This window comes from Rothia sp. HMSC065C03 (genome assembly GCF_001837295.1).
Taxonomy (GTDB): Bacteria; Actinomycetota; Actinomycetes; order Actinomycetales; family Micrococcaceae; genus Rothia.
In genome coordinates this window covers 141,450-163,488 of sequence record NZ_KV831978.1, presented here as the reverse complement: position 1 = coordinate 163,488, position 22,039 = coordinate 141,450, and the positions used below count along the sequence as shown (strand labels likewise).

15 protein-coding genes are annotated in these 22,039 nt (G+C 61.0%); 3 read left to right on the top strand and 12 right to left on the bottom strand.

The window, feature by feature from the left end; translation table 11 throughout:
* Positions 1-120 precede the first annotated feature (120 nt).
* The 8 genes from HMPREF2605_RS00865 to HMPREF2605_RS00830 all read right to left on the bottom strand — a co-directional run bounded on the left by HMPREF2605_RS00865 (position 121) and on the right by HMPREF2605_RS00830 (position 12,832).
* Positions 121-921: an exodeoxyribonuclease III gene (locus HMPREF2605_RS00865; protein WP_049337791.1), complete on the bottom strand. Its 801-nt coding sequence runs from the start codon at positions 919-921 to the stop codon at positions 121-123.
* Positions 922-1,163: 242 nt separating this feature from the next.
* Complete coding sequence (locus HMPREF2605_RS00860) at positions 1,164-1,976, bottom strand: S-layer homology domain-containing protein (RefSeq protein ID WP_070846672.1); 813 nt, start codon at positions 1,974-1,976, stop codon at positions 1,164-1,166.
* Positions 1,977-2,476: 500 nt separating this feature from the next.
* The gene (locus tag HMPREF2605_RS00855; RefSeq protein ID WP_070846671.1) at positions 2,477-3,805 is read right to left on the bottom strand and encodes a glycosyl hydrolase family 28-related protein; all 1,329 of its coding nucleotides are present in this window, start codon (positions 3,803-3,805) and stop codon (positions 2,477-2,479) included.
* A 417-nt stretch (positions 3,806-4,222) separates the two neighbouring features.
* Complete coding sequence (locus HMPREF2605_RS00850) at positions 4,223-5,569, bottom strand: glycosyl hydrolase family 28-related protein (RefSeq protein ID WP_070604924.1); 1,347 nt, start codon at positions 5,567-5,569, stop codon at positions 4,223-4,225.
* Between the two features lie 589 nt (positions 5,570-6,158).
* The gene (locus tag HMPREF2605_RS00845; protein WP_012902746.1) at positions 6,159-7,157 is read right to left on the bottom strand and encodes a bile acid:sodium symporter family protein; all 999 of its coding nucleotides are present in this window, start codon (positions 7,155-7,157) and stop codon (positions 6,159-6,161) included.
* Positions 7,158-7,380: 223 nt separating this feature from the next.
* Positions 7,381-9,030, bottom strand: coding sequence for a M48 family metallopeptidase (locus tag HMPREF2605_RS00840; protein WP_070846670.1), 1,650 nt, complete (start codon positions 9,028-9,030; stop codon positions 7,381-7,383).
* 239 nt (positions 9,031-9,269) lie between these two features.
* Positions 9,270-10,406, bottom strand: coding sequence for an acetate/propionate family kinase (locus tag HMPREF2605_RS00835; RefSeq protein WP_070542457.1), 1,137 nt, complete (start codon positions 10,404-10,406; stop codon positions 9,270-9,272).
* Between the two features lie 737 nt (positions 10,407-11,143).
* Complete coding sequence (locus tag HMPREF2605_RS00830; RefSeq protein WP_070846669.1) at positions 11,144-12,832, bottom strand: RNA-guided endonuclease InsQ/TnpB family protein; 1,689 nt, start codon at positions 12,830-12,832, stop codon at positions 11,144-11,146.
* Positions 12,833-13,383: 551 nt separating this feature from the next.
* Here HMPREF2605_RS00830 and HMPREF2605_RS09605 point away from each other — a divergent pair.
* The gene (locus tag HMPREF2605_RS09605) at positions 13,384-14,205 is read left to right on the top strand and encodes a DUF8175 domain-containg protein (protein WP_246828143.1); all 822 of its coding nucleotides are present in this window, start codon (positions 13,384-13,386) and stop codon (positions 14,203-14,205) included.
* An 89-nt stretch (positions 14,206-14,294) separates the two neighbouring features.
* On the opposite strand, the gene HMPREF2605_RS00820 is transcribed toward HMPREF2605_RS09605, so the two are convergent.
* From HMPREF2605_RS00820 to HMPREF2605_RS00805, 4 genes are all read right to left on the bottom strand, one after another.
* Complete coding sequence (locus HMPREF2605_RS00820) at positions 14,295-15,383, bottom strand: diacylglycerol/lipid kinase family protein (RefSeq protein ID WP_070846667.1); 1,089 nt, start codon at positions 15,381-15,383, stop codon at positions 14,295-14,297.
* 100 nt (positions 15,384-15,483) lie between these two features.
* Positions 15,484-16,791 carry a serine--tRNA ligase gene (serS, locus tag HMPREF2605_RS00815; RefSeq protein WP_070846666.1) on the bottom strand — a complete coding sequence of 436 codons (1,308 nt, stop codon included), beginning with the start codon at positions 16,789-16,791 and terminating at the stop codon, positions 15,484-15,486.
* Between the two features lie 104 nt (positions 16,792-16,895).
* Positions 16,896-17,843, bottom strand: a complete 948-nt coding sequence (pheA, locus tag HMPREF2605_RS00810; RefSeq protein ID WP_070846665.1) for a prephenate dehydratase — start codon at positions 17,841-17,843, stop codon at positions 16,896-16,898.
* Positions 17,844-18,013: 170 nt separating this feature from the next.
* The gene (locus HMPREF2605_RS00805; RefSeq protein WP_053090236.1) at positions 18,014-18,910 is read right to left on the bottom strand and encodes a spermidine synthase; all 897 of its coding nucleotides are present in this window, start codon (positions 18,908-18,910) and stop codon (positions 18,014-18,016) included.
* Between the two features lie 92 nt (positions 18,911-19,002).
* Between HMPREF2605_RS00805 and HMPREF2605_RS00800 the strand changes: the two genes are divergently transcribed.
* Positions 19,003-19,626: a GNAT family N-acetyltransferase gene (locus HMPREF2605_RS00800; RefSeq protein WP_070846664.1), complete on the top strand. Its 624-nt coding sequence runs from the start codon at positions 19,003-19,005 to the stop codon at positions 19,624-19,626.
* Between the two features lie 192 nt (positions 19,627-19,818).
* Positions 19,819-21,909, top strand: coding sequence for a phosphate acetyltransferase (pta, locus tag HMPREF2605_RS00795; protein WP_070846663.1), 2,091 nt, complete (start codon positions 19,819-19,821; stop codon positions 21,907-21,909).
* The last annotated feature ends 130 nt before the right edge of the window (positions 21,910-22,039 follow it).

The window sequence follows — 22,039 nt, the reverse complement described above, 5'->3', positions numbered from 1 at the left end:
AACCCAGGAGCAGGCGCGCAGAAACACAGGACAGAAGCACCGGCATATACAGCAAGGAGGCGGGGACCCCTCCCCCGCCTCCTTACTGCACGCGGTTCTACGGCAAGCTATACGCTCGGATTAGTCGGCAATCTCAACCACGACCGGCGTGTGGTCGCTTGCGCCTTCACCGGCGCGTTCCACCTTATCGATCCAGGCACGTTCCACGCGTGCGGCGAGCGCGGGCGAGAACAGCTGAAAGTCAATGCGCATGCCCTCATCCTTGGTGAAGCGGCCCGCCTGGTAGTCCCAGTAGGTGTACTCGCCCGGAGTGTGCGGGCGTACTACGTCCACCATGCCCTCTTCGAGTAGGGCGGCGAAGGCGCGGCGTTCGGGTTCGGAAACGTGGGTCATTTCGTTGCGCAGGAAGTAGTCTATATCCCACACGTCGGCATCCTCGGGGGCGACGTTCCAGTCACCGACCAGGGCAAGCTGCGACTGCGGGTTAGCAGCCAGTTCGTTGTGCACGTTCTGGCACAGCGCCTCCATCCAGTGGAGCTTATAGTCCATATGCGGGTCGGTCAGGCCGCGGCCGTTGGGCACGTAGAGGCTCCAGACGCGCACGCCGCCGCAGGTCGCACCGATCGCGCGCGCCTCCAGCACCTCGGGCTCGCCGGTCTTACCGAAGTGCGGCTGATTATCGAAGCCGCGCTGCACGTCTTCGAGGCCAACTCGGGAGGCGATTGCCACGCCATTCCACTGATTTAGGCCGAAGTGCGCAACCTCGTAGCCCATGAATTCGAAGAGGTCGAAGGGGAAGGTTTCGTCCTTGGTTTTGGTTTCTTGCAGGGCGAGCACGTCAACGTCGTGTTCGTCGAGCCAGTCTTCGACGCGGTTCTCACGGGCGCGGATTGAGTTGATGTTCCAGGTGGCAATCTTCATGCCTTCTAGCTTAGCGGGTGCAGAGCATGCACCTTTCATTGCACGGAAGCGATTGCGCGGCGGCACGGGCGCTCGCAACCTGCCAGAACAGCACAGCACCCGGAACAGAGCACCGCCCGCCTGCGCAACCTTCGGGTCGCACCGGCGGGCGGTGAATATATGCGCTAGTCAGCACTGCATCTAGTCAGCACTGCATCTAGTCGGTATTACCCCTAGTCAACGGCTTCCTAGTCAACGGCTTCCTAGTCAACGGCGGGAGTGCCCACAACCTTCAGGCCCTTATCACCGTACGCCTTGAGCATGTACAGGGCATCGGAGAAGTACAGGGGGCTGGCAGGGTTCACCACGTCTGCCACGCCGTCACCGTCGCGGTCCACTTCGGGGTAGGCGCCGAGCGTGCGGGCTGCCCAGCGGTTTTCAGCCTTGAACTGCTCAGTCTTCTTGACTTCGGCACGTAGCGGACGGCGAATCTGGCGCAGGCGTGCGGCACCATCGGGGCTACCTGCGGCACGATACAGGAACGCGGCGAGGGTGTGGCGGGTGGCGTAATCGTCCGGGTGGAAGAGCCCGTCATCCCAGCCGGAGGTGATGCCCGCATCCGCTGCCCAAATGTACGCAGCATAGTTGGGGTCGGTGGTGGGCACGTCCTTGTAGGGCGAGGTTTTCGGGAGGTCCTTGACGGTCGGGGATCCTGCCATACGGTAGAGCATGCGTACGAGCTGGCCGCGGGTGACAGTTGCGCTGCTGTGGCGGCGGGTGACGGTGTATTCTTCGCTGTCGAGGTAGCCGTGGCAGACCGCCCACACGCCGGGGGTGGCGCTCATGGTGCCGAGGAAGTTGGCGACGCATTCAACGTAACTGGGGTCGTCCTTGGGCTGGTGAAGTTTGATGAGGCCGTTGGCTGCGGCAGGTTCGGCGGCGTGAGCTACAGCCTGGTGGGAGGCGATGGCGGAGGTGCCTACGGGCAGGGCACCGAGGGCGAGGGCGAGGGTGAGAGCGAAGGTGCGGCGTGCGCGAGTGGTGGGTGTGAGGACTCGGGAGATAACCGGAAGCATGGGCTGTCCTTATGTAATTGTGGTTGGGAACCGGCCGGAAGGAACCGATTTTTGGGTCGACCGCGGGGTCGCCAATGGAGCGAATAAGAAAAGGGGAAGGGTAGTGGTCGTTGAGGAATAGTGAGAAGCGGCAATGAATAGGAGCTGACGTGCGGCGATACGCGGTTTTGATGTGTACCAATGATGTGCGTGTTGCGCATGCTGTCGCACGGCTATGGTGGTGCACAGTGAATGGACTGTTTTACACCGCCATAGAAAGTTTAAAGTACATATTGATATTTTATTCAATATTTAATTGAGACTTTTATCAACTAAAAATTAAACATTGTTCTAAATGACAAAGCAGCTGCGAATGGTATGTATTCCATTCACAGCTGCTTTGATTTTTAGCTGATATATAGCGGTATAACGCACCCACTAGGGCACACGCACCTCCCCCGCGATTCACAGGAAAGTCCCGAACCGGTTCGGGCGTGTCTAGTAGCGACCGTCAGCCTCTACTAGCCGCGCATCACGTTATAAGCTTCCTTGGTGAGCTGACCGGCGGGCGAGGTGGAGTGGCGCAGTTCCTCAACCTCAATGACCACGTTCGCGCCAATCTCGCCGGTGATGTACACGCGGCGGCCGAGCATATTACCCTCACCGATGCGGTCGTCCTTGGCGGTACCTTCAGTGATGCGCAGGTCGTAAATCTTGTTTTCAATGTAGAAGCCGTACAGGGAGGCGGGCTTCTCCGGCGGGTTGTAGGAGACGGGCGCGACCATGCGGGTACCGCGCGCGTTACGGCTGATGTACCAGTTGGCGGCCTCGTCGGCACCTGCGGCACCGCTGACGGTGCCAGCCCAGCTGGAGCCTTCCGCTTCGCATCCGATGAAGACGTTGTGCGCCCACTCAACGATCCAGCCGTGACCCGCGTTGGAGCGTGCGGTGCAGCCGATGAACATGTTGCGTTCACCCTGCACAATCCAGCCTGCGCCGGCGTGGCGGGTGGCGGGCTCGTAGAGGGCGTACTTATTGCTGGTGCGGTGGTTGCTGTTGCTGGAGCAGTTCTCGAACTTAGCCTGCGCCGCGTACACCTCGATACCGGCGTAGGAGCCGCCGCTGAGGTTCGCTTCGGCAACGTCTACGCCGCGCAGCTTGTTGTCTGCCGCGCCGGAGTTCTGGCCTTCGTTGGGGCGGCGGGGGTGACCGGCGGGCTTGCCGAGCAGCAGGCCCTGGTTGAGGGTGCGGCGGATGGTCACGTCGTCAATTTTCATGCCCTGGTCGTCCAGGCCGAGCACGGCAACGCCGATGGCGGTGTCCCAGACTTCCACACCGGCGATAACGGGCACGATGTCCGGTTCGTTGAGCATGTCGCCGGTCAGGTGGGTGTGGAAGATGACGCCGGCGACGTTATTCAGCGGGGCGGTGTGCGCATCGAGCGGGTAGCTGCTGATGGGGGTGTTTGCGGCGTTGGTGCGGATGTGCAGGTTGCGTACGCCCATGCGCATGGGCTTGTTGGCGTTGTAGTTGCCGTAGACGGGGGTGGTGTAGCTGCCGACGTGGAACACGCCGGTGTATTCGATGTGGCCGTTGGTGGTGGTGGGGATGGCGCGGTCGGAGTGCGCGATGACGACGGTTGAGGAGCCGTAGCCGAAGATTTCGACGCGGTGCTTGATGTCGATGAAGGGGTAGGAGACGCGGTAGATGCCGCGGGGCAGTTCTACGGATCCGCCGCCGCGTGCGGCGACAGCGTCGACGGCTTTCTGGATGGCTGCGGTGGAGTCTTTGGCACCGGTGGGGTCTGCGCCGTAGTTGATGGCGTTGATGCTCATGGGCGTATCGGGCATGAGGGGCTCAATTCTTTCGATGGGTACCGCGTTCGGTGCTGAAGGCGGCGCGGGTGAGTGAATTGAGTGAATACGGCTGTAAGTGAATACGGCAGCGGTGAATACGGTGCTGCGTGGGTGCAGTGTTGAGTTTGTGTGGTGCGGTGTGTTGGGCGCATTTCTGCGGATGTGTTGGCGTGTGCGAGTCTGTGCACCGGCAGACCTGCCTCCCTGCTCAAGGGTACCGCATTGGGCGTGTGGAGGCGATGACCGGGCACTGTGATGCCTGCTCCCCTACCCCGTTTTTCTACAGTTTTTCGGCTGTTTTGGGTGCGGGTTAAACGCCGAGGGGCGGGGATTACTCCCCGCCCCTCAGACGTATGCGTTTTAAGATTTTGTGATCACGAGCCTCAGCTCGCAGGACCTAACCCGTGAGGGTTAGCCCATGAACACGCCGTTGCCGCGCTTCTCCAGCTGCTTCGGCGCGAAAGTCGCGTGGCGAATATGATCCACCTCAATGAGCACGTTATCGCCCATAGCGCCGGTCACGTGAACACGGCGGCCGACCATGTTGTTCTCACCAATACGGTCATCCTTCGCAGACGCAGTCGTAATGTGCATATCGCGAATGTTGTTCTCAATGTAGAAACCGTACAGGGAAGCCTTCGCCCAGCTGTAAGGGTTGTGCGAACGAGGAGCCACGAAGCGGCTACCGCGTGCGTTACGGCCAATGTACCAGTTCGCCGCCTCGTCACCTCGAGCAGCGCCAGTAACAGCGTCCTGGAAGCTGGAGGACTCACCCAGGCAGCCAATGAACTGGTTGTTGCCCCACTCCACGAGCCAGCCGTGACCGGCGTTCTCCTGGGCGGTGCAGCCAATGAACATGTTACGGGTGCCCTGAATGAACCAGCCTGCGCCCACGTGGCGAGTCTTCACCTCGTACAGGGCGTTCTTACCCTGGTTGCGCTTGTTGAACCAGCTGGTGGACGCCTCAAACTTGGACTGAGAAGTGTAAATCTCGATACCCGCGTAGGTGCCGAAGCTCATGTTTGCGTCAGAGACGTCAATCATGGAGAACTTGTTATCTGCCGCGCCGGGGGTGTCACCCTCGCGGGGGCGCAGCGGGTGGCCGACAGGCTTGCCGACCAGCAGGCCCTGGCGCAGGGTCTGGCGGATGCGCAGCTTGTCAATCTTCATGCCCTGGTCGTCCAGGCCCAGGATCGCAACGCCAATGGCGGTGTCCCAGATTTCGATGTTGGACAGGGTGGGCACTGCGTCCGGCTCACCGGGGTTAGCGTCCGCAATGCGGGTGTGGAAGATGACGCCTGCAACGTTGTCGACGGGCTGGGTGTGCTTCTCCAGGAAAATCTGGTTGCTCTTAGAATCCAGCGGCAGGTTGTACTTGTTGGTGCGGATGAACAGGTCACGCACGCCCATACGCATGGGCTTGTTCTGGTTGGTGCCACCGCTCATGGGGGTGGTGTAGCTACCGGTGTGGAAAACGCCGGTGCATTCGTAGCTACCATTCTTGGACGACGGGATGCTCTTGTCAGTGAAAGCGACGATTCGGGTTGCCTGACCGTGGCCGAAAATCTCGACGCGGTGCTTCATTTCGATGAAGGGGTAGGAGACGCGGTACATGCCGCCGGGAATCTCCACGGAGCCGCCGCCCTGCGCAGCAACATCATCGATAGCCTTCTGGATAGCACTAGTGGAGTCTCGTACGCCGGTGGGGTCAGCGTTGTACTTGGAATCGCATACGTTCACGCTCATGATGGTAGCCATGGAGTGTCCTCTTTCTTGGCGGATACAGACAGCGATTAGCGCATAGATGGAATCTAAGCGCGTCATTAAGCTGAGTGTATCCAGTTGTGTTTGAGTGAATAAATGGTTTTGAGCTTCCTTCCGGTTGAGTGAGTGAGTCTCTTCCGGTGCGGGATGCGGGCGGGGAGTGAATCCGCTGCATCAATGCTCGTGGGCGGTGTGAGGGAGTGAATCTCAACCATTCCCACATGAGTCATAAATTCTTGCATACAGGATGCAAATCTGTCTAACCCATCGACAAAATATTCTAGGGCAAAATTGGGGCTTTTTCGCCGCTCAACACCCGATAGTGTTGATTGTCTCGCCGGTCACTTTGATGCAATAGAGTGCATATAACCCACAGAAAACCAACTGACCAGTACTAATACCACATTTTGCACGCATATGCACTAGTCAGAGAGTTTTTCGATGAATGCGCGCTATATCACTTCATAGACAGGTCATCCAGTCCCAAAGAACCCATTAAAACCCCTCATCAGAGGCTTATCTCACAGGCTCAGAGGCCCCCAATAGCACCCGCCGAGCACCCCGGCAGATAGGGTTCAAGCCCCTACTGAACTTCCTTCGCGGAGGCGGCACCCACCACATCCAAGCGCGCATAGCGGCCCGCAAGCCAGGTACAAATCATCAACTGAACCTGATGGAAAATCATGATTGGCAGCATCATCAGACCCAGCGAGCCCGCACCAAAAATAATGATCGCCATCGGCAGGCCAGCCGCCAGCGACTTCTTCGAACCGCAGAACTGAATCGTAATGCGGTCGGCACGGTTGAACCCCAGGCGCTTAGCCAGCTGGTCGGTCAGCCACAGCATGAACACCACAATAATCGCCATGAGCACGACCAGCAGCACAATCTGCCACCACGCCACGCGCGTCCACACACCCTGCACCACCGAGGCAGAGAACGCCGAATACACAATCATCATGACCGAGAACTTATCCAACCACTTGGTGGTCGGCTTCTTGGCGAACTCCCCCACCCAGCGGCGCGTCAGCTGACCGAGCACAAACGGCAGGAACAGCTGAATGGCAATGTCCAGGAAGACCGTTCCGGAGAACTCAATATGGCCCGTGTTCATCAGCATCATGGCGAGCAGCGGGGTCGCCACCACACCCACAATCGAAGAGAGCGAGGCGCTCACAATCGCCGCCGCCACGTTACCGCCGGCAATCGAGGTGAACGCAATCGACGCCTGCACGGTCGAGGGCACAAAGGTCAAGAACAGAATGCCCATGTACAACCCATCACCGAGCACAAGACGTAGCGGTGAAAGCGCCAAACCGACCAGGGGGAACAGCACGAACGTGCAGCTCAGAATCATCAGGTGCAGACGCCAGTGGGTCAGGCCGCGAATAGCCTCCGCGGTGGAGAGGCGAGCGCCGTACAGGTAGAACAGCAGGGCGACCGCGAACTTCGTTCCGGTGCTGAACCAGTCGGCGAAGTCGCCGCGCGCCGGCACAATAATTGCGAGGATAACCGCGCTAATGAGCATGGTCAGCAGCGGGTCAAGTTTGATAGAGCGAAGGGATGAGAGCATGCTGTCCATTCTAGACCTGTGTCTGTGTGAAGGGTCGGGGGTGCCGGGTGCATCTCAGCTGTAGGCGGGGTGTTGAAGGTTATGTGCGGCTGTAGCAACCGACTACGAGCCTGTGAGGAGGCGGTTAACGGCAGAACCCGTCGGGGCGCCTCAGGCACCCCGACGGGTTCGTGAAGGTTATTGAGCTGTGCGGCTCAGGCGGGCGCTTAGAGCGCACCCGGGCGGATACTGGCTACTTCTTATCGCCGTCGAAGCCGTAACCCTGACCGTACGAGCCACCCTCAGAGGAGTTGTTGCCGTACTGGCCGTAGCCATACTGCTCGGGAGCAGGCTGGCCGTTAGAAGACTGGCCGTTAGGCTGGCCATTAGAGGGCTGCTCAGGTGCGGGCTGGCCTGCACCGTTCTGGGTTGCACTGTTCTGGCCTGCGGCAGGCTGACCGAAGCCGGGCTGCTGACCGTAGGCAGGCTGATTAGGCGCAGGCTGACCCGGTGCGGGCATCTGCGGGCCACCGGGAGCGCCCGGTGCCGGCACGCCACCGGCGGCAGCGTACGCATCCCAACGCTGGCCGTGGAAGGCACGAGCCTGCTCGGTGAGCCAGCCAGCGAACAGCGTAGAGTTCGCGTCGAACTCGGGGGCGTTCTCGGGCTTGGAGTACACATCCACGGTTTCCAGGGTGTGGTCTGCCCAAACATCCTGGTGTTCACGCATGAACTCGGTGGACTGAATCGGGTCGGGCCACATGTGCACCGGCTCCGCCGCCGGAATCAGGACAGGAACGCGCGGTGCGGCGTCCTTGACCGGGTTCTCAGTCGGGCGCCAGAACAGGCGGCCGGGCTGGGTGCGGTCACGCAGCGCATGCGCACGCCAGGTGAGGATGGGGTGGCTTGCCAGGAGGTTCACGTACCAGACGGCAAGGCCGCGGTCGGTCACGGCACGGTCGGCAAGCTCATCGAAGTTGACCTGCTTGTTCAGGTACTTACCTGCCGCAAGCACCTTGATAGCGCCCTCAGCGCCCTCGGGGCAGAAGCGGTAGCCGAAGTTGTCGGCGGTGTACTCCTGCGAGCGGGACAGCGCACTCGACAGCACCGGAATCTGGTTGAACAGCGTGGTGAAAATCAGACGGAAATAACCGACGTGACCTGCGGCGATGTGGCCCACCTCGTGGCCAATGATGAAGCGCAGCGCCTCCGGGTCACGGGACTTACCACCGATCTCGAACAGGTCAGAGTACAGGCAGATGTAGCGGCGGAAGCCGTGACCTGCCGCGAAAGCGTTCATCACGCCGTTACCGAGGATGACGTACGCGTCCGGCACGCGGCGCAGGCCCGCCGCCTCCGCTGCTTCGGCGAGCATCTGGTACGCCTCAGGGAACTGGGTCGGGGTGATGCGCACACCGCGAACACGCTGCTGCGCGTAGTAGATTGCACGAACAATGAAGATGGCAATCGGGCCCAGGATGAGCAGACCAACCGTCTGGAAAATCAGGTCTTCCAGGCTTGCGGAGGTGCTGCCGGAAGGTACTCGAACCGAGCCTTCACCGGTTGAGCTGAAGACGTAACGCATCATCGAGCTGAACAGGTCAGCCAGCGCCATGAACAGCACAATGTAGCCGACCGCGGTGACCGCGTAGGCGGCGACCAGCCACGGAATTTCGGAGGGGTGACGCAGCGCGTGCAGCACCTTCGGCGGCAGCATCGACTGGTAGGCGAAGAGCTTCGGCTGGGGCAGGGGGCTGACCGGCTTCTGGCGCTCGTCTTCGGGGAGCCAGCCGGCGGAGAGGTCCTGCGGGAGGGGCTCACCGGGGGCACGGAATGCCTGCTGGCCGGGCTGGGCGTTGAACTGTCCGCCGGGCTGCTGGTGGTTTTCAGGGGGTTGAGTCATGTCTCGTCCGCTTCGTATCGAGTGTTATCTGATTCCACTCTATCGTTTTTGGGCACTTACTAGTGAATGTGAATGCGCTTTTTCTCACAGAATGCCCATTCGCGACGCTACAGCACGCCACAGCGTAAGGAGCGCGCCGCCTCGCGGGCATAAAGTAATCCGCCGCAACACCCGTACAGGACGGGTGCCGCGGCGGATTACTTTACGCTGAGCCGCCTACACGGCGGGGTGCGTGGGGCTTAGAGACTCTTGACGAGTTCCTCGGTAGCCTCAGCGATAGCCTTCTCCTCGTTGGTGGGGATGACCAGCACCTTGATAGCGGAATCCTCGGTGGAAATCACGCGCGGCTCGGGGGAACGCTTAGCGTTCTCCTCCTCGTTGTACTTGATGCCCAGTGCGCCGAGGCGGTCCAGGACCAGCTTGCGGAAGTCGCCGGAGTTCTCGCCGATACCAGCGGTGAAGATCAGTGCCTGCGCGCCGCCAACAACCAGGTTGTAGCCGCCAATGTACTTCATCAGGCGGTAGGAGGTCATGTCCAGTGCGAGCTGTGCACGCTCGTCGCCGGACTGTGCAGCCTCAACGACCTTACGCATGTCGTTGGAGCCAGCCAGTGCGAGCAGGCCGGACTCCTTGTTCAGGATGGTGTCCAGGCGTTCACCGTCAATGCCCTCACGAATCAGGATGGTGGTCAGTGCCGAGGGGTCGATGTCGCCGGAGCGGGTACCCATGATCAGGCCAGCCAGCGGGGTGTAGCCCATGGAGGTGTCGACGGACTTGCCGCCCTTCACAGCGGTCACGGACGCGCCGTTACCGAGGTGAGCAACGATGCCGTTGAACTCGTCGCGTGCAATGCCGAGCATGTCAGCTGCAACGTGGGAGACGTACTCGTGGCTGGTGCCGTGGAAGCCGTAGCGGCGGATGCTGTACTTGTCAGCCAGGTCGTAGGGGATTGCGTAGCGCCATGCTTCTTCGGGCATGGTGGAGTGGAACGCGGTGTCGAAGATAGCAACCTGCGGCAGGGAGGGCCACTTGTGCATTGCTGCGCGCATGCCCTGAGCGTGTGCGGGGTTGTGCAGCGGTGCCAGCGGGGAGAGGTCGTCGATCTGCTGGACAACTTCCTCGGTGAGCAGGGCGGGGTGGGTGAACTTCTCTGCACCCTGCACCACGCGGTGGCCGACTGCCTGCAGCTCACGGCCTGCCAGGACGGGCTCGAGCTTCTCGGACATGATGTCGAATGCGACTTCGTGGTTGGGCACGTCGGTGCCGATGTTTTCGACGAGGCCGGAGGTCAGCATCTGCTCTGCCTCGGGCAGGGAGGTGTCACGCACCTGGTACTTCAGGGAGGAAGAACCGGCGTTCACAACGAGAATAAGCATGAAAGTATCTTCTTTCGTAGTTTTCTTTTCTGCTCCATTCTCGCACTTTTCGAGCCTGCGTGCGAGACGGCCCCGGCTGTGTTTTTAACGGGGGTTTTTATCGCGGGCGGTATCAGGGCATTATCGGGGGCAGGAGGCGCGGGGTTGGTGGGGGCATAGAACCTACCTGGAGGACAGGCAATTGGGCACACGCCAGTTCCTTTCTGCAAGCATGCAGAATAAAGAGCGCGCAGCCCGGCACCCCTCTATTTATCCCCGCTCACGCAGGGAACACTGACCGTTACCTTCACGGAATGGGTGTGCCTGAGGCTCATCCCCGCGCATACGGGGAACGCCGCACGCTCCAGCATCCAGAGCATTTCTAGCTGGGCTCACCCCGCACATACGGGGGAACGCTGGGTCACCAGCAGGTACCTGCCCAGGCGGCCGAGCTCACCCCCGCGTATACGGGGAACGCGTTGCAGGGGCACTGTGCAGAAGTTCCGGGCTGAGCTCACCCCCGCGTATACGGGGAACGCCGCCGCCCTTCAGGGATCCAAGGGTGAGGACGGAGCTCACCCCCGCGTATACGGGGAAAACAACGCCTACGCACTGCGTACGGGACTGATTCAGGGCTCATCCCCGCGCATACGGGGAATACACTCAGCCGCAAGTCGCAATACCCGAGAAAAGCCTAAAAATATTCAGTTTCCACACGTATACACATATATAAAAGGGATGAGTAGACGATTACTCGTCTACGGTGACCCGCCGCCCGTGGCGGCTGGCCTTGACGCATCCAACGCCGCATCCCCCAACACCACCGAAACAGCGGCATCAGAGTCAGCAACTCCGCGTCCATTTAGACTCTCCCCCGTGCCGGGGGCGAGTTGCGTCTCATGCATCCGCACGGCCTCCGCACGGATATTACGTGCCGCGTTCACGTCACGATCAATCCGCACACCGCAGGCCGCGCACTCAAAGACACGCACGTGGAGTCCGAGCTTGGTTTTCGCTCGTGCTCCGCAGGCGCTACACGTCTGAGAGGATGCAAAGAAGCGGTCAATAATTTGTACCTGTGAGCCGTACCAGCTGGCCTTGTATTCCAGCTGGCGGCGCAGCGTACCAAAAGCGGCATCCAGGATAGACCGGTTGAGCCCGGCCTTCTGGCGCACACGCTTACCAGGTGCCTCAACGGTACCGGCAGCTGAGGCGGTCATACCCGCCACAGCCAAGTCTTCAAGCCCGATGAGGGTGTACCCGGTGGTCAGGCGCTTAGAAACCTGATGCAGACCGGACTCACGGCGCAAAGCCACCAGGTGGTGGTGCCGTGCAATCTGCTGCACAATACGGGCACGACGGTTAGAGCCCTTCTGAGCGCGCGCGAGGGCACGCTGCAGGCGCACCAAGCGCTTCTCCGCAGCACGAGCCCAGCGGGGATTAGCCAGGGTGGGGGTACCGTCACCGGTGAATTCCAGGGCGGGGTACTGTGCGAAGCGCTGCGGTGCCTGCTCGTCAGAGAGTGCGGCGAGGTAGCGTACGCCCAGGTCTACACCGACGGCACCGGCAGCACGCTGAGCACGGGTAGGGGCCATCGGGGTACGGGACAGCTTAACAAGGATGGAGACGTACCACCGGTCAGCAGCACGGGAGACAGTGTAGGACTTGACATCAGCTCCAGCACGCACGGCCTTCACCAGAGGCTTCGTAGTGTTATGAGTACGAATAACACCCAGGTGCGAGAGGCGCACATGGCGGTAGTCCTCAATAGTCGGGGTGGTTGTAATGCTACGGCGCTTGAGCTGTGCCTTACGGCGCACGTACTCAGGCTCGCCCTGCTTGTAGGGGGTGCCGTAAGCTCCGACCTCGTTCTTACGCGGGTCACGGTCGACGGTAAAAGAGTCGTGGCTGATGCCCTTACGTTTGAAACGTGGGACACCCATTCGGGGACCAGCACGCAGCCCTTTGAGGGATTCAAAATAGTTGCCCCACGCTGCATGGGCATTCTTTATCCCAGAGACTAGAACACGTCGGTCGATGGTGTGCATCCAGGGCTCAGAAGACCGTTCAGTTTCAGGCCAGACCACGGCGGGGTCAGCACCGTCAGCAATAGCCTGAGCGATAGCTTCATGACGCTGTCTCTCAGGGGTTAGGTATCGCTTTCCGTATTCAAAATGACCGATGTACTTATAAGCAGGGTTCTCTTCTTTTATGTCATCAAGCTCAGCCTTAGCAGTAGCCTCGGTAGCACCTTCAGAAATGCGGGTATCCACGTATTCTGCACAGGCGCGAGAAACCTTACGGTTATGGTCAGTGAAGAGGTTGTACGTGTAGCGTGCTGCACCTACACACTGCGTCAGCTTAGCTTTTTGTGCCTGATTGGGGTCGAGGCGGAATTTGTAGGCACGGTACAGGGCACCATCGTCGGTGCTGGTTTTCTCAGCCATGGCCTTTCCTCCTCTTCTACGAGCTATAGAGATAACCTGTTTGAAAATCTCTTGTAACGACCATAGGGGATACCCCTGACAAGATAAGGGGGTATTTTGGGGTACCCGAGAATATTTTGAAAATAAATTTCCCTACAGCCACAGAACCGATACGTGGGATTTTTGCCGAGTCGCAGCCTTTAGAGGCGAGGACTGCGCCGGGGCGGACGGCTAGAAAAATAGTGTAAAAAATCGCCAATTTTTTCACTATCCCCTCTGATTTTCAGGAAATAGTGAAAAAATCGGCGATTTTTTTCATAATCCAGGTCACATAGTGGCAGTTCACTGGCGGGCATCCGCAGGGCACCCACCGGCATGATAGGGTTACTTCTAACACCGATAACCACGTGCCGCCGTGTTTTTGCGTCTTGCAGTCCTCGATGTTGTGTTCTGGCTCAGATGCTTCTCCTGCGGCGCTACATAGTTTCTCATCACTCATTCAATCTCTGCCCTCCTGCTGGGGGTGGGTTTGTCGCGCCCCGACGCGGGGTCTACGTATTTTGGAGATTGTTATGGAGAACAAGGGCGGAGTAACTATCCCCCGCTGGGCTTTCGGACTGGCAGCAGCCGTCGTCGCCCTCCTCGTTGTACTGGTCATCGTGCTGATTCCGCGAGGAAAAGAATCTACTACTGCCGCAGGTTCTACCTCCTCAGTAGCCGAACCCCCTGCAACCGTCACTGCCCCGTCAGTTTCTAGCACGGCATCCTTCACCTCCGAAGTATCCGCTGCTCCCACGATAAACGTAACCGTCCAAGGGCGTGCTATCTGCAACGTAAAAGTCCCGCAAGGAAAAGAACTTTCAGCGGACGTTCCGGTCGATTATCGCTGGTTAGAGACTAAGACGGGTATCCACTACCCTACTTCTATCTCCTTGGGTCCGCATGAACGTCAGGGTCGTCTTGGCCAGTGTTTTGCGCATACCCCAGCGGGTGCAGCCTTCGCAGCAATGAATACCACAGTCCTTCTTGGAAGCCACGAAGTATCCTCAGCAGAACGTAAGACAATGCTTTCCAACCGCCTTGTAAGTCAGGGTGACCCGTGGGCGCCCGATAAGGAAGACGAACATATTGAGGGTGGCGTAGCTATCTACGGCTACAGCATCCAGGAATACTCTGCAGACCGCGCAATTGTGAGGGTTTACATCATTGCTCAGAAACCTGGGGGCTCACGCAACGTTGGTTGGGTTCCTGTCCGCATGGTTTGGGAAGAGGGCGATTGGCGCCTTGATTCTGAAGAACCAGAAATGAAAGCTTCAATCGCAACTGAAGAACCTGCTCACTACGTTCCCATCGGTCTGGATCAATACGCAGCATGGGGTTTTAAGAAGAGCTAGTACAGATACTGCGTATCACGCCATACTATGCGCGGTGGGGCACGACCTTTCAACAGGTCGCGCCCCACCGCGTTTATACGTTTAGCCCGCTAGAGCACGTCCGGGTGGACCGCCACCTCCACGGCAGCAGGCAGCACCCGCGCACTAATACGGTACGCCGACGGCGCCGGGTCACCATCCACCTCAACAGGCTGCGCACCATCCGGGAACTCCAACACCACCTCAGACCCCACCAGGTGGCGAATCACCGGCAGCTCAATGCGCGGCGAACCCAAAATCGTGCGGCGCGTAACCTTAGCCATCAGCAGACCCCACTCCACCAAATCACGCGGCGACGCCACAATCACCTCAAGATTACCGTCGTGCACATCCGTCATATCCGCCAGGCGAATACCGCCCTGCAGGCGGCCACAATTCGCGATCAGCACCGACCGCATCGGCAGAGTACGAGGTTCCCCACCGTCCACGCTAATACGCACCGGATGCGACCTGCCCAGCATATGCTTCATGCCGGATTGCACGTACGCAACCCAGCCGAACTTCGCCTTAATCTCCTCGTTCGTATCATTCATGACAAGCGCGTCAAAGCCTGCACCACTCATCACAAAGAACGTGTGTTCGGTTTCTTCGCCGGGGGTGCTCGTCGTCGTCATCTCAATCGCATCAACACTCTGACCTGCACCGTTGAGCGCAATATTCACGCACGCCGCCACGTCACTCACTGGAATATACAGGTTACGCGCCAGCAGGTTACCGGTACCCATCGGCAGAATACCCAGGCGCGGCTTACGCCCCTCATGATGCGCCAGCGCCGCCGCCACAGCACGCACCGTACCGTCACCACCGGCAGCGATCAGCAGGTCAACACCCTCAGCGATTAGCTCGCGGGCCGCCTCAGAGCCGGGCTCGTCCACGCGGGTGGTGCGCACCAGCGGCTGCGGGTGGCCGTTCGCCGCGAGGGTACGTTCCAGAATCTCAATAGCCGCCGCGGCGCCGGGCTTACTCGGGTTGTACACCACGCCCACGCGCTGCGCCTCACCGGTGGGCAGGGTCGGCAGAACGCCGAAGGGCGCGCCCAGTTCGATAGCGCGTCGGCGCGCTTCACGGCGGGCACGAGTGACGGAGGCGGTCAGAGCCGCCGCCGCAGAAACACCAAGGAGTTTACGGTAAAGAGGCATAGTTCTTAGACTACCGGGATACGCAAAAACCCGCCCACCGTTTACGCGGTGAGCGGGTTTTTCAGCTGGTTATGAGATTACTCAGCGGGCGGGGTTTCCCTTATTCAGCGATAGCCGGGATGACCTCGGCGCCACCCATGTACGGGCGAAGAGCCTCAGGAATACGTACAGAGCCGTCAGCCTGCTGGTGAGTCTCCAGGATGGCAACCACCCAGCGAGTCGTCGCCAGGGTGCCGTTCAGGGTCGCTACGGAGCGGGTGCGGCCCTTACGCACGTTGCCTGCCTCGTCCACGGTGTCCGGGGTGCGCTCGCGGATGTTCAGGCGGCGCGCCTGGTAGGTGGTGCAGTTTGAGGTGGAGGTCAGCTCGCGGTAGGTGCCCTGGGTGGGGACCCACGCCTCGCAGTCGAACTTGCGGGCTGCGGAGGTGCCCAGGTCGCCTGCGGCGGTGTCAATCACGCGGTATGCGAGGCCGCAGCGCTGCAGCATTTCCTCTTCGAGGGACAGCAGCTTTGCGTGCATCTCTTCTGCCTGCTCGACGGGGCAGTAGACGAACATTTCAGCCTTGTTGAACTGGTGCACGCGAATGATGCCGCGGGTGTCCTTACCTGCGGAGCCTGCCTCGCGGCGGTAGCAGGAGGACCAGCCCAGGTACTTCTTCGCACCCTTCTCGAAGTCGAGAATTTCGTCGGTGTGGTAGCCGGCGAGCGCCACCTCGGAGGTGCCGACCAGGTACAGGTCGTCGCGTTCGAGGCGGTAGATTTCGTCGTCGTGCTTGACGTTGAAGCCGGTGCCGTTCATGATTTCGGGGCGTACCAGGGTGGGGGTGGTCATCATGGTGAAGCCGTGCTCGGTTGCGAGGTCGAGCGCCATCCACATGAGTGCCTGTTCGAGGCGTGCTACCTGGCCCTTGAGGAAGTAGAAGCGTGCGCCGGAGACCTTCGCGCCGCGTGCCATGTCGATGCCGTCGACGAGTTCGCCGATTTCGAGGTGGTCGCGCGGTTCGAAGCCTTCGGTGGTGAAGTCGCGGGGGGTGCCGACTTCCTTGACGACCACGTAGTCGTCTTCGCCGCCGACGGGTACGCCGTCGATGATGAGGTTTTCGATGCTGCTGATCAGTTCCTCGTATTCGGCGGTTTTCGCTTCGGAGGCTGCCTTTGCTTCGTTGACGCGGGCTGCGAGTTCCTTCGCCTGTGCGACGAGGGCGGGCTTTTCTTCCTTGGGTGCCTTTGCGACGGTCTTGCCGAAGGCGTTCTGTTCGGCGCGCAGGGTCTCGTATTCGCCGATGAGTGCGCGGCGTGCGGTGTCGGCTTCGAGGATGCGGTCGACGTGGGTTTCGTCCTTGCCGCGTGCTCGCTGGGAGGCGCGGAAGATGTCGGGGTTTTCGCGGAGGAGGTTAATATCAATCACTGTTTTATCCTACCTAATCTTACGGTGGGTTGTGGGCGGGGTTTGCGCTGGTGGGGCGCGGGTAGGTGCGGGGGTGTCTAGCGGCGGGGCGGCTGGTGGTGCCGTTAGTGGCGCTGCAGCTGTGCGGGGCGACCGTTCGGGAAGAGCGACTCAACCCATTCGTGTGCGGCGTCGAAGGAGCCGTCGGAGTGGATGGCGTCGACTTCGGTGTTTTCGTGGTCGGCGCGCGGGTAGGAGCCGAGGAATTTCAGCGTCGGGGAGACGCGGTGCAGGCCGCGCAGGGCGTCGCGCATGCGCGCCTCGTAGATGTGGCCGTCGGCGTCGATGCTGAACGAGTAGGAGCCCATGCCTTCGCCGGTGGGGCGCGATTCGATGCGGGAGAGGTTCACGCCACGCACTGAGAACTGTTCGAGCAGTTCGAGCAGGGCGCCGGCGCGGTTGGCGGGCAGCGGCACGGTCAGGGTGGTCTTATCGGAGCCGGTCGGTTCGGGGATGTCGGCGGTGCGGGAGAGCAGCACGAAGCGGGTCACGGCGTTCTTGTTGTCGCCGATGTTGTCCTGCAGTACGTGCAGTTCCGGGTGGTAGTTCAGCAGCGCCGGGGAGCAGATTGCCGCATCGTAGGTGCAGCCCTCTTCGAGCAGGCCGACAGCCGCCGCGGCGGTGGAGGAGCCGGGCAGGTAGGCGGCGGTGGGTACGTTCTCCTGCGCCCAGCCGCGCACCTGCGCCCAGGCGTGCGAGTGGGTGGAGATGGTCTTGACGTCTTCAATGCTGATGGGCTTCGCGGCGACCAGCACGAAGCGGATCGGCACGAGCACCTCGCGGATAATGCGTACACCCTCGCTGGCTGCGATAGCGTCCAGGGTGGCGCTCACGCCGCCCTCCACGGAGTTTTCGATGGGCACCATGGCGGCGTCCGCCTCGCCCGCGTTCAGGCGTGCGAGCGCGTCGGGCACGCTGGTGGCGGGGATCCGTTCGGCGTCGGATGCGCCGGGGACGCTCAACAGGGCGGATTCGGTGAAGGTGCCGGAGGGGCCAAGGTAGGTGTATCGCATGCCACTATAGTAGCGTCTGCTGTGGAGGGGGCGCCGAATTCGGTGATAGGTTACGGTCTTTGGCGGTAGTTAAAAGACCCCACCAAAGTCACTAACCTATGGTCGAAAAACTTAGGTCATTACTGAAAGACCTAAGCCACCACCGAAAACCCAGGCAACAGCTGAAACCGCTACCTCACGAACTGGCGTACCCGCGCGGTGTCCCAGTACTGCGCGGGCACGCCTCCACCCATAAGCTCACGGGCGATAGCGGCAGCCTGCACGGAACCAGCCTCGGGCAGGGGCGCGTGCGAGCCAGCAATAATGACGTTGCCGCGGCGGCGGCCCTTCAACATTGCCGAATCCGCCACAATGCACACGTATTCGAACACCTCAAGCAGGGCGGACGCCTCCGCGCGGGCACCGGTCAGCGCCGGCCCGTCACCGCAATTGAGGATGTACAGGCCACCGGGTGCCAGCGACTCGGCGACGGTGCGGGTGAACTCGACGGTGGTGAGCGCCTCGGGCGTGGTGTCCCCGGCGAATACGTCACGAATCAGCACGTCGCGGGATGCGGGCGCGAAGGTCGCGGTGACGGCGCCCGCCTCACCCACGCGAATCTTCACGCGCGGTGCCTTGGGGATGTCGAACCAGGCGCGCACATACTCGGCGAGCTTGGCATCCAGCTCAACGACCGTGTTGCGGCTGGTCGGGTACAGGTCAGCGAAATAGCGCGCCATCGAGCACGCGCCGCCGCCCAGGTGGGTGATGCGCAGCTTCGCGGCGTCCAGGTGCTCCTCCACATGCGAGGAAACGACCGCGGCAATCCAGCGCATGTACTCAAAATCCAGCTGGCGAGGCTCACCCACAATCACGTGGGAAGACTGCACACCATTAATGAGCAGCAGCCAGCCGTCAGCATGGTAGCCGTCGGGGACCAGCTCCGCCTCACCCGTAGAAATCGGGTACACGCCAGCGGCGGCACCCTGCACGGGGGTGCTCTCGGTATCGTCGATACGGTTCTTCTGCTGCTTCTGGGCTTTCTGCGCCTTTTGGGACTTCTTGGGTGCCCTGCTCTTTTTCGCCATACCCACTAGACTAGCCGACAGCCCTCACGCCCCTAGCGTACGCACCCGCAAGGAACCGCCTCCACAGCGGCTGGCTGAGTAGACTAGAACCCATGGGATTTGTATGTCAGGGCCGCTATGCGCTCGCACCAATTGAACCGACCGACGCCGAAAAATACGTCAACCTGCAGCTGGACTGCATGGAGCAAACCTACGACCCGATCTACTTCGACGCGCTCGGGGAAAGCTTCACCGCCCGCCACCGCGCCGAACGCAACGAATACCTCGAAGACTTCCACCGCCACCTCTCCTCCCCCACCGTGCGCGGCTTCTTCGCCTATGAGGTGCCCGGCTGGACCCCCGACGGCGGGCTCTCCTGCTCCATCGGCGTACGCATCGACTGGGATAAGCCGGTCGGCCTGGCGCTCTCCCTGTGTGAGCCCTCCTCCTGGGAACTCGAACGCGCCGAGTCCCTCCCCGAACTGCCTGCAGGCACCCGTAAACTCGCGCACCTGTACACCCTCAACCACATGCACGGCACCGGCCTCGGTCAGGCACTCTACGAGTCCGTCATCTACCCGGACGAAAACTCCTACCTGTGGGTCATGGCAGAAAACGAACGAGCGCTCTCCTTCTACGAGCGGCTCGGCTACCGCAACGAAGGCGTGTACTTCCAAGCACGCGGCTCCTGGGAACCCGGACGCAGCGTACGATACACGCGCATCCTCAACCCCTAAACGGCACACCACAACAGGGAAACAGCCCGCCCACATGACGCAGCGCACCGCACACCCTGTTAGGCACCACCCCCACAACGCCTTAAGATATAAGAGACCTATAAGCTCGACGCACCCGCGCACAGGAGCACATACACCCCTGCGCAACCGCGGGACCCAGCGCCGAACATCGCATAGAAGGACAGTAAAACAATGACCACCGGTCTTTACCTCTCCGCTATGTCCCAGAACTCGGGCAAGTCCCTCGTAGCCCTGGGTCTAGCAGACTCCCTCATCAAGCGCGCAGACCGCGTCGGCTTCTTCCGCCCCGTCTTCGACGGCGCAACCATCTCCGACGACCCCATGGCACGCCTCATCCGTGAACACTTCGGCCTGACCGAAGAGCAGGTCGGCGGCGCAGTCTCCATGACCGACGCACTCGCACTCATCGCAGAAGGCGACACCGAAGAAATCTCCGCACGCGCAGTCTCCGCTTACGAAAAGGTCGCAGCAAACAGCGACGTCGTAATCGTCGACGGCGTCTACCTGCCCGCCAACGCGCTCTCAGTCGAATTCGACCTGAACGTCCAGATCGCCCGTGACCTCGGCCTGCCCGTCGTCGCAATCGTCGGCGCGCAGGAAGCAACCGTCGAAGAAGCAGTCACCGCAGTCGACGTGGCACGCACCGAACTGCTCGCCTCCAAGGCAGACCTGCTCGCAATCATCGTCGGCCGCGCAGAACCCGAACTGCGCGACGAGATCGAAAACTCCGTCAAGCGCGGCGACGCAAACCTGCCCGTCTACGTGCTGCCCGAAATCCCCGAACTGAACGCACCCACCGTCGGTGAAGTTGCCGAAGCCCTCAAGCTCGACACCGAAGGCATCAAGGCGGAAGACCTCGGCCGCGACATCCACGGCATCAAGGTCGCAGCAATGAACGTCTCCAACTTCCTCAACCAGTTCGTTGACGGCGACTTCGTCATCGTCCCCGGCGACCGTGCAGACATCGTTGCAGCAACCCTCGCATCCGCACTGGCACCGACCTTCCCCGCACCCTCCGGCGTGCTGCTCACCGGCGGCCTGGACGCACTGCCCGGCAAGAACACCGCAGTCGGCTCCCTCATCGACAACGCACCGTTCCCCGTGCTGTCCACCACCAAGGACACCTTCAAGTCTGCACGCGCAGTCTCCCGCGTCCGCGGCACCCTCGAAAGCGGCCACCAGCGCAAGCTCGCAGCAGCAATGGGCGGCTGGGACGAGCACGTCAACAAGGACGAACTGCTCGCACGCCTCGAAATTGAGCGCCCCGCATCCATGACCCCGCTGCGCTTCCTGCACAACCTCATCGAGACCGCACGCGCAAACCGCCGCTCCGTGGTCCTGCCCGAGGGTTACGACGTGCGAATCCTGCGTGCATCCGAAATCATTGCACGCCGCGACTTCTGCGACCTGATCCTGCTCGGCAACCCCGCCAAGATCGCAGAGATCTGCCAGGCTGAGGGTATTGAGCTGCCCAGCTCGATCCGCATCATCGACATCGAGAACAATGAGTACTCCGAGGACTTCGCAGCAACCTACGCTGAGCTGCGTGCACACAAGGGCGTCACCATTGAGGCTGCCCGCGAGCGCATGACCGACCCCTCGTACTTCGGCACCATGCTCGTTTACAAGGGCATCGCCGACGGCATGGTTTCCGGTGCTGTGAACACCACCGCGAACACCATCCGCCCCTCGCTCGAGTTCATCAAGACCCGCCCCGGCACCAAGATCGTCTCCTCCGTCTTCCTCATGCTGATGGAAGACCGCGTTCTGGTCTACGGCGACTGCGCAGTGAACCCGAACCCCAACGCAGAGCAGCTCGCCGACATTGCGAAGGCATCCGCGGAGACTGCACGCCAGTTCGGTGTGGAGCCGAAGGTTGCTATGCTGTCCTACTCGACCGGCACCTCCGGCGCTGGCGCAGATGTGGACGTTGTGCGTGAGGCAACCGAGCTCGTGCGCGCATCGAACCCCGACTTCGCGGTTGAGGGCCCGATCCAGTACGACGCTGCATCGAACATGTCCATTGCGTCGACCAAGCTGCCCGGCAGCGAGGTTGCCGGTCAGGCTACCGTGTTCGTCTTCCCCGACCTGAACACCGGTAACAACACCTACAAGGCTGTTCAGCAGTCTTCGGGTGCTGCCGCTGTGGGCCCGGTTCTGCAGGGTCTGCGTAAGCCCGTGAACGACCTGTCGCGCGGTACCACCGTTGAGGACATCATCAACACCGTTGCGATTACCGCAATTCAGGCACAGAGCCTGTAAGCCGGTTTTTGACCGCTGAATGAGGCCGCCCCGGCCGCTGCACCCCCGTGTGGGGGCAGTGGACGGGGCGGTTTTTTGTGCTGTTTTATGCGCCGAGAATTATGCGCCGAGAAGCCACATGTGTTTCGAA

Excerpts from the sequence above, each read along its gene's own strand:
- HMPREF2605_RS00855 (WP_070846671.1), bottom strand. The coding sequence starts at position 3,805 with ATGCCCGATACGCCCATGAGCATCAACGCCATCAACTACGGCGCAGAC.
- HMPREF2605_RS00840 (WP_070846670.1), bottom strand. The coding sequence starts at position 9,030 with ATGACTCAACCCCCTGAAAACCACCAGCAGCCCGGCGGACAGTTCAAC.
- HMPREF2605_RS00850 (WP_070604924.1), bottom strand. The coding sequence starts at position 5,569 with ATGGCTACCATCATGAGCGTGAACGTATGCGATTCCAAGTACAACGCT.
- HMPREF2605_RS00820 (WP_070846667.1), bottom strand. The coding sequence starts at position 15,383 with ATGCCTCTTTACCGTAAACTCCTTGGTGTTTCTGCGGCGGCGGCTCTG.
- HMPREF2605_RS00800 (WP_070846664.1), top strand. The coding sequence starts at position 19,003 with ATGGGATTTGTATGTCAGGGCCGCTATGCGCTCGCACCAATTGAACCG.
- pheA (WP_070846665.1), bottom strand. The coding sequence starts at position 17,843 with ATGCGATACACCTACCTTGGCCCCTCCGGCACCTTCACCGAATCCGCC.
- pta (WP_070846663.1), top strand. The coding sequence starts at position 19,819 with ATGACCACCGGTCTTTACCTCTCCGCTATGTCCCAGAACTCGGGCAAG.
- HMPREF2605_RS00860 (WP_070846672.1), bottom strand. The coding sequence starts at position 1,976 with ATGCTTCCGGTTATCTCCCGAGTCCTCACACCCACCACTCGCGCACGC.
- HMPREF2605_RS00835 (WP_070542457.1), bottom strand. The coding sequence starts at position 10,406 with ATGCTTATTCTCGTTGTGAACGCCGGTTCTTCCTCCCTGAAGTACCAG.
- HMPREF2605_RS00805 (WP_053090236.1), bottom strand. The coding sequence starts at position 18,910 with ATGGCGAAAAAGAGCAGGGCACCCAAGAAGTCCCAAAAGGCGCAGAAA.
- HMPREF2605_RS00830 (WP_070846669.1), bottom strand. The coding sequence starts at position 12,832 with ATGGCTGAGAAAACCAGCACCGACGATGGTGCCCTGTACCGTGCCTAC.
- HMPREF2605_RS00845 (WP_012902746.1), bottom strand. The coding sequence starts at position 7,157 with ATGGACAGCATGCTCTCATCCCTTCGCTCTATCAAACTTGACCCGCTG.
- HMPREF2605_RS00865 (WP_049337791.1), bottom strand. The coding sequence starts at position 921 with ATGAAGATTGCCACCTGGAACATCAACTCAATCCGCGCCCGTGAGAAC.
- HMPREF2605_RS09605 (WP_246828143.1), top strand. The coding sequence starts at position 13,384 with ATGGAGAACAAGGGCGGAGTAACTATCCCCCGCTGGGCTTTCGGACTG.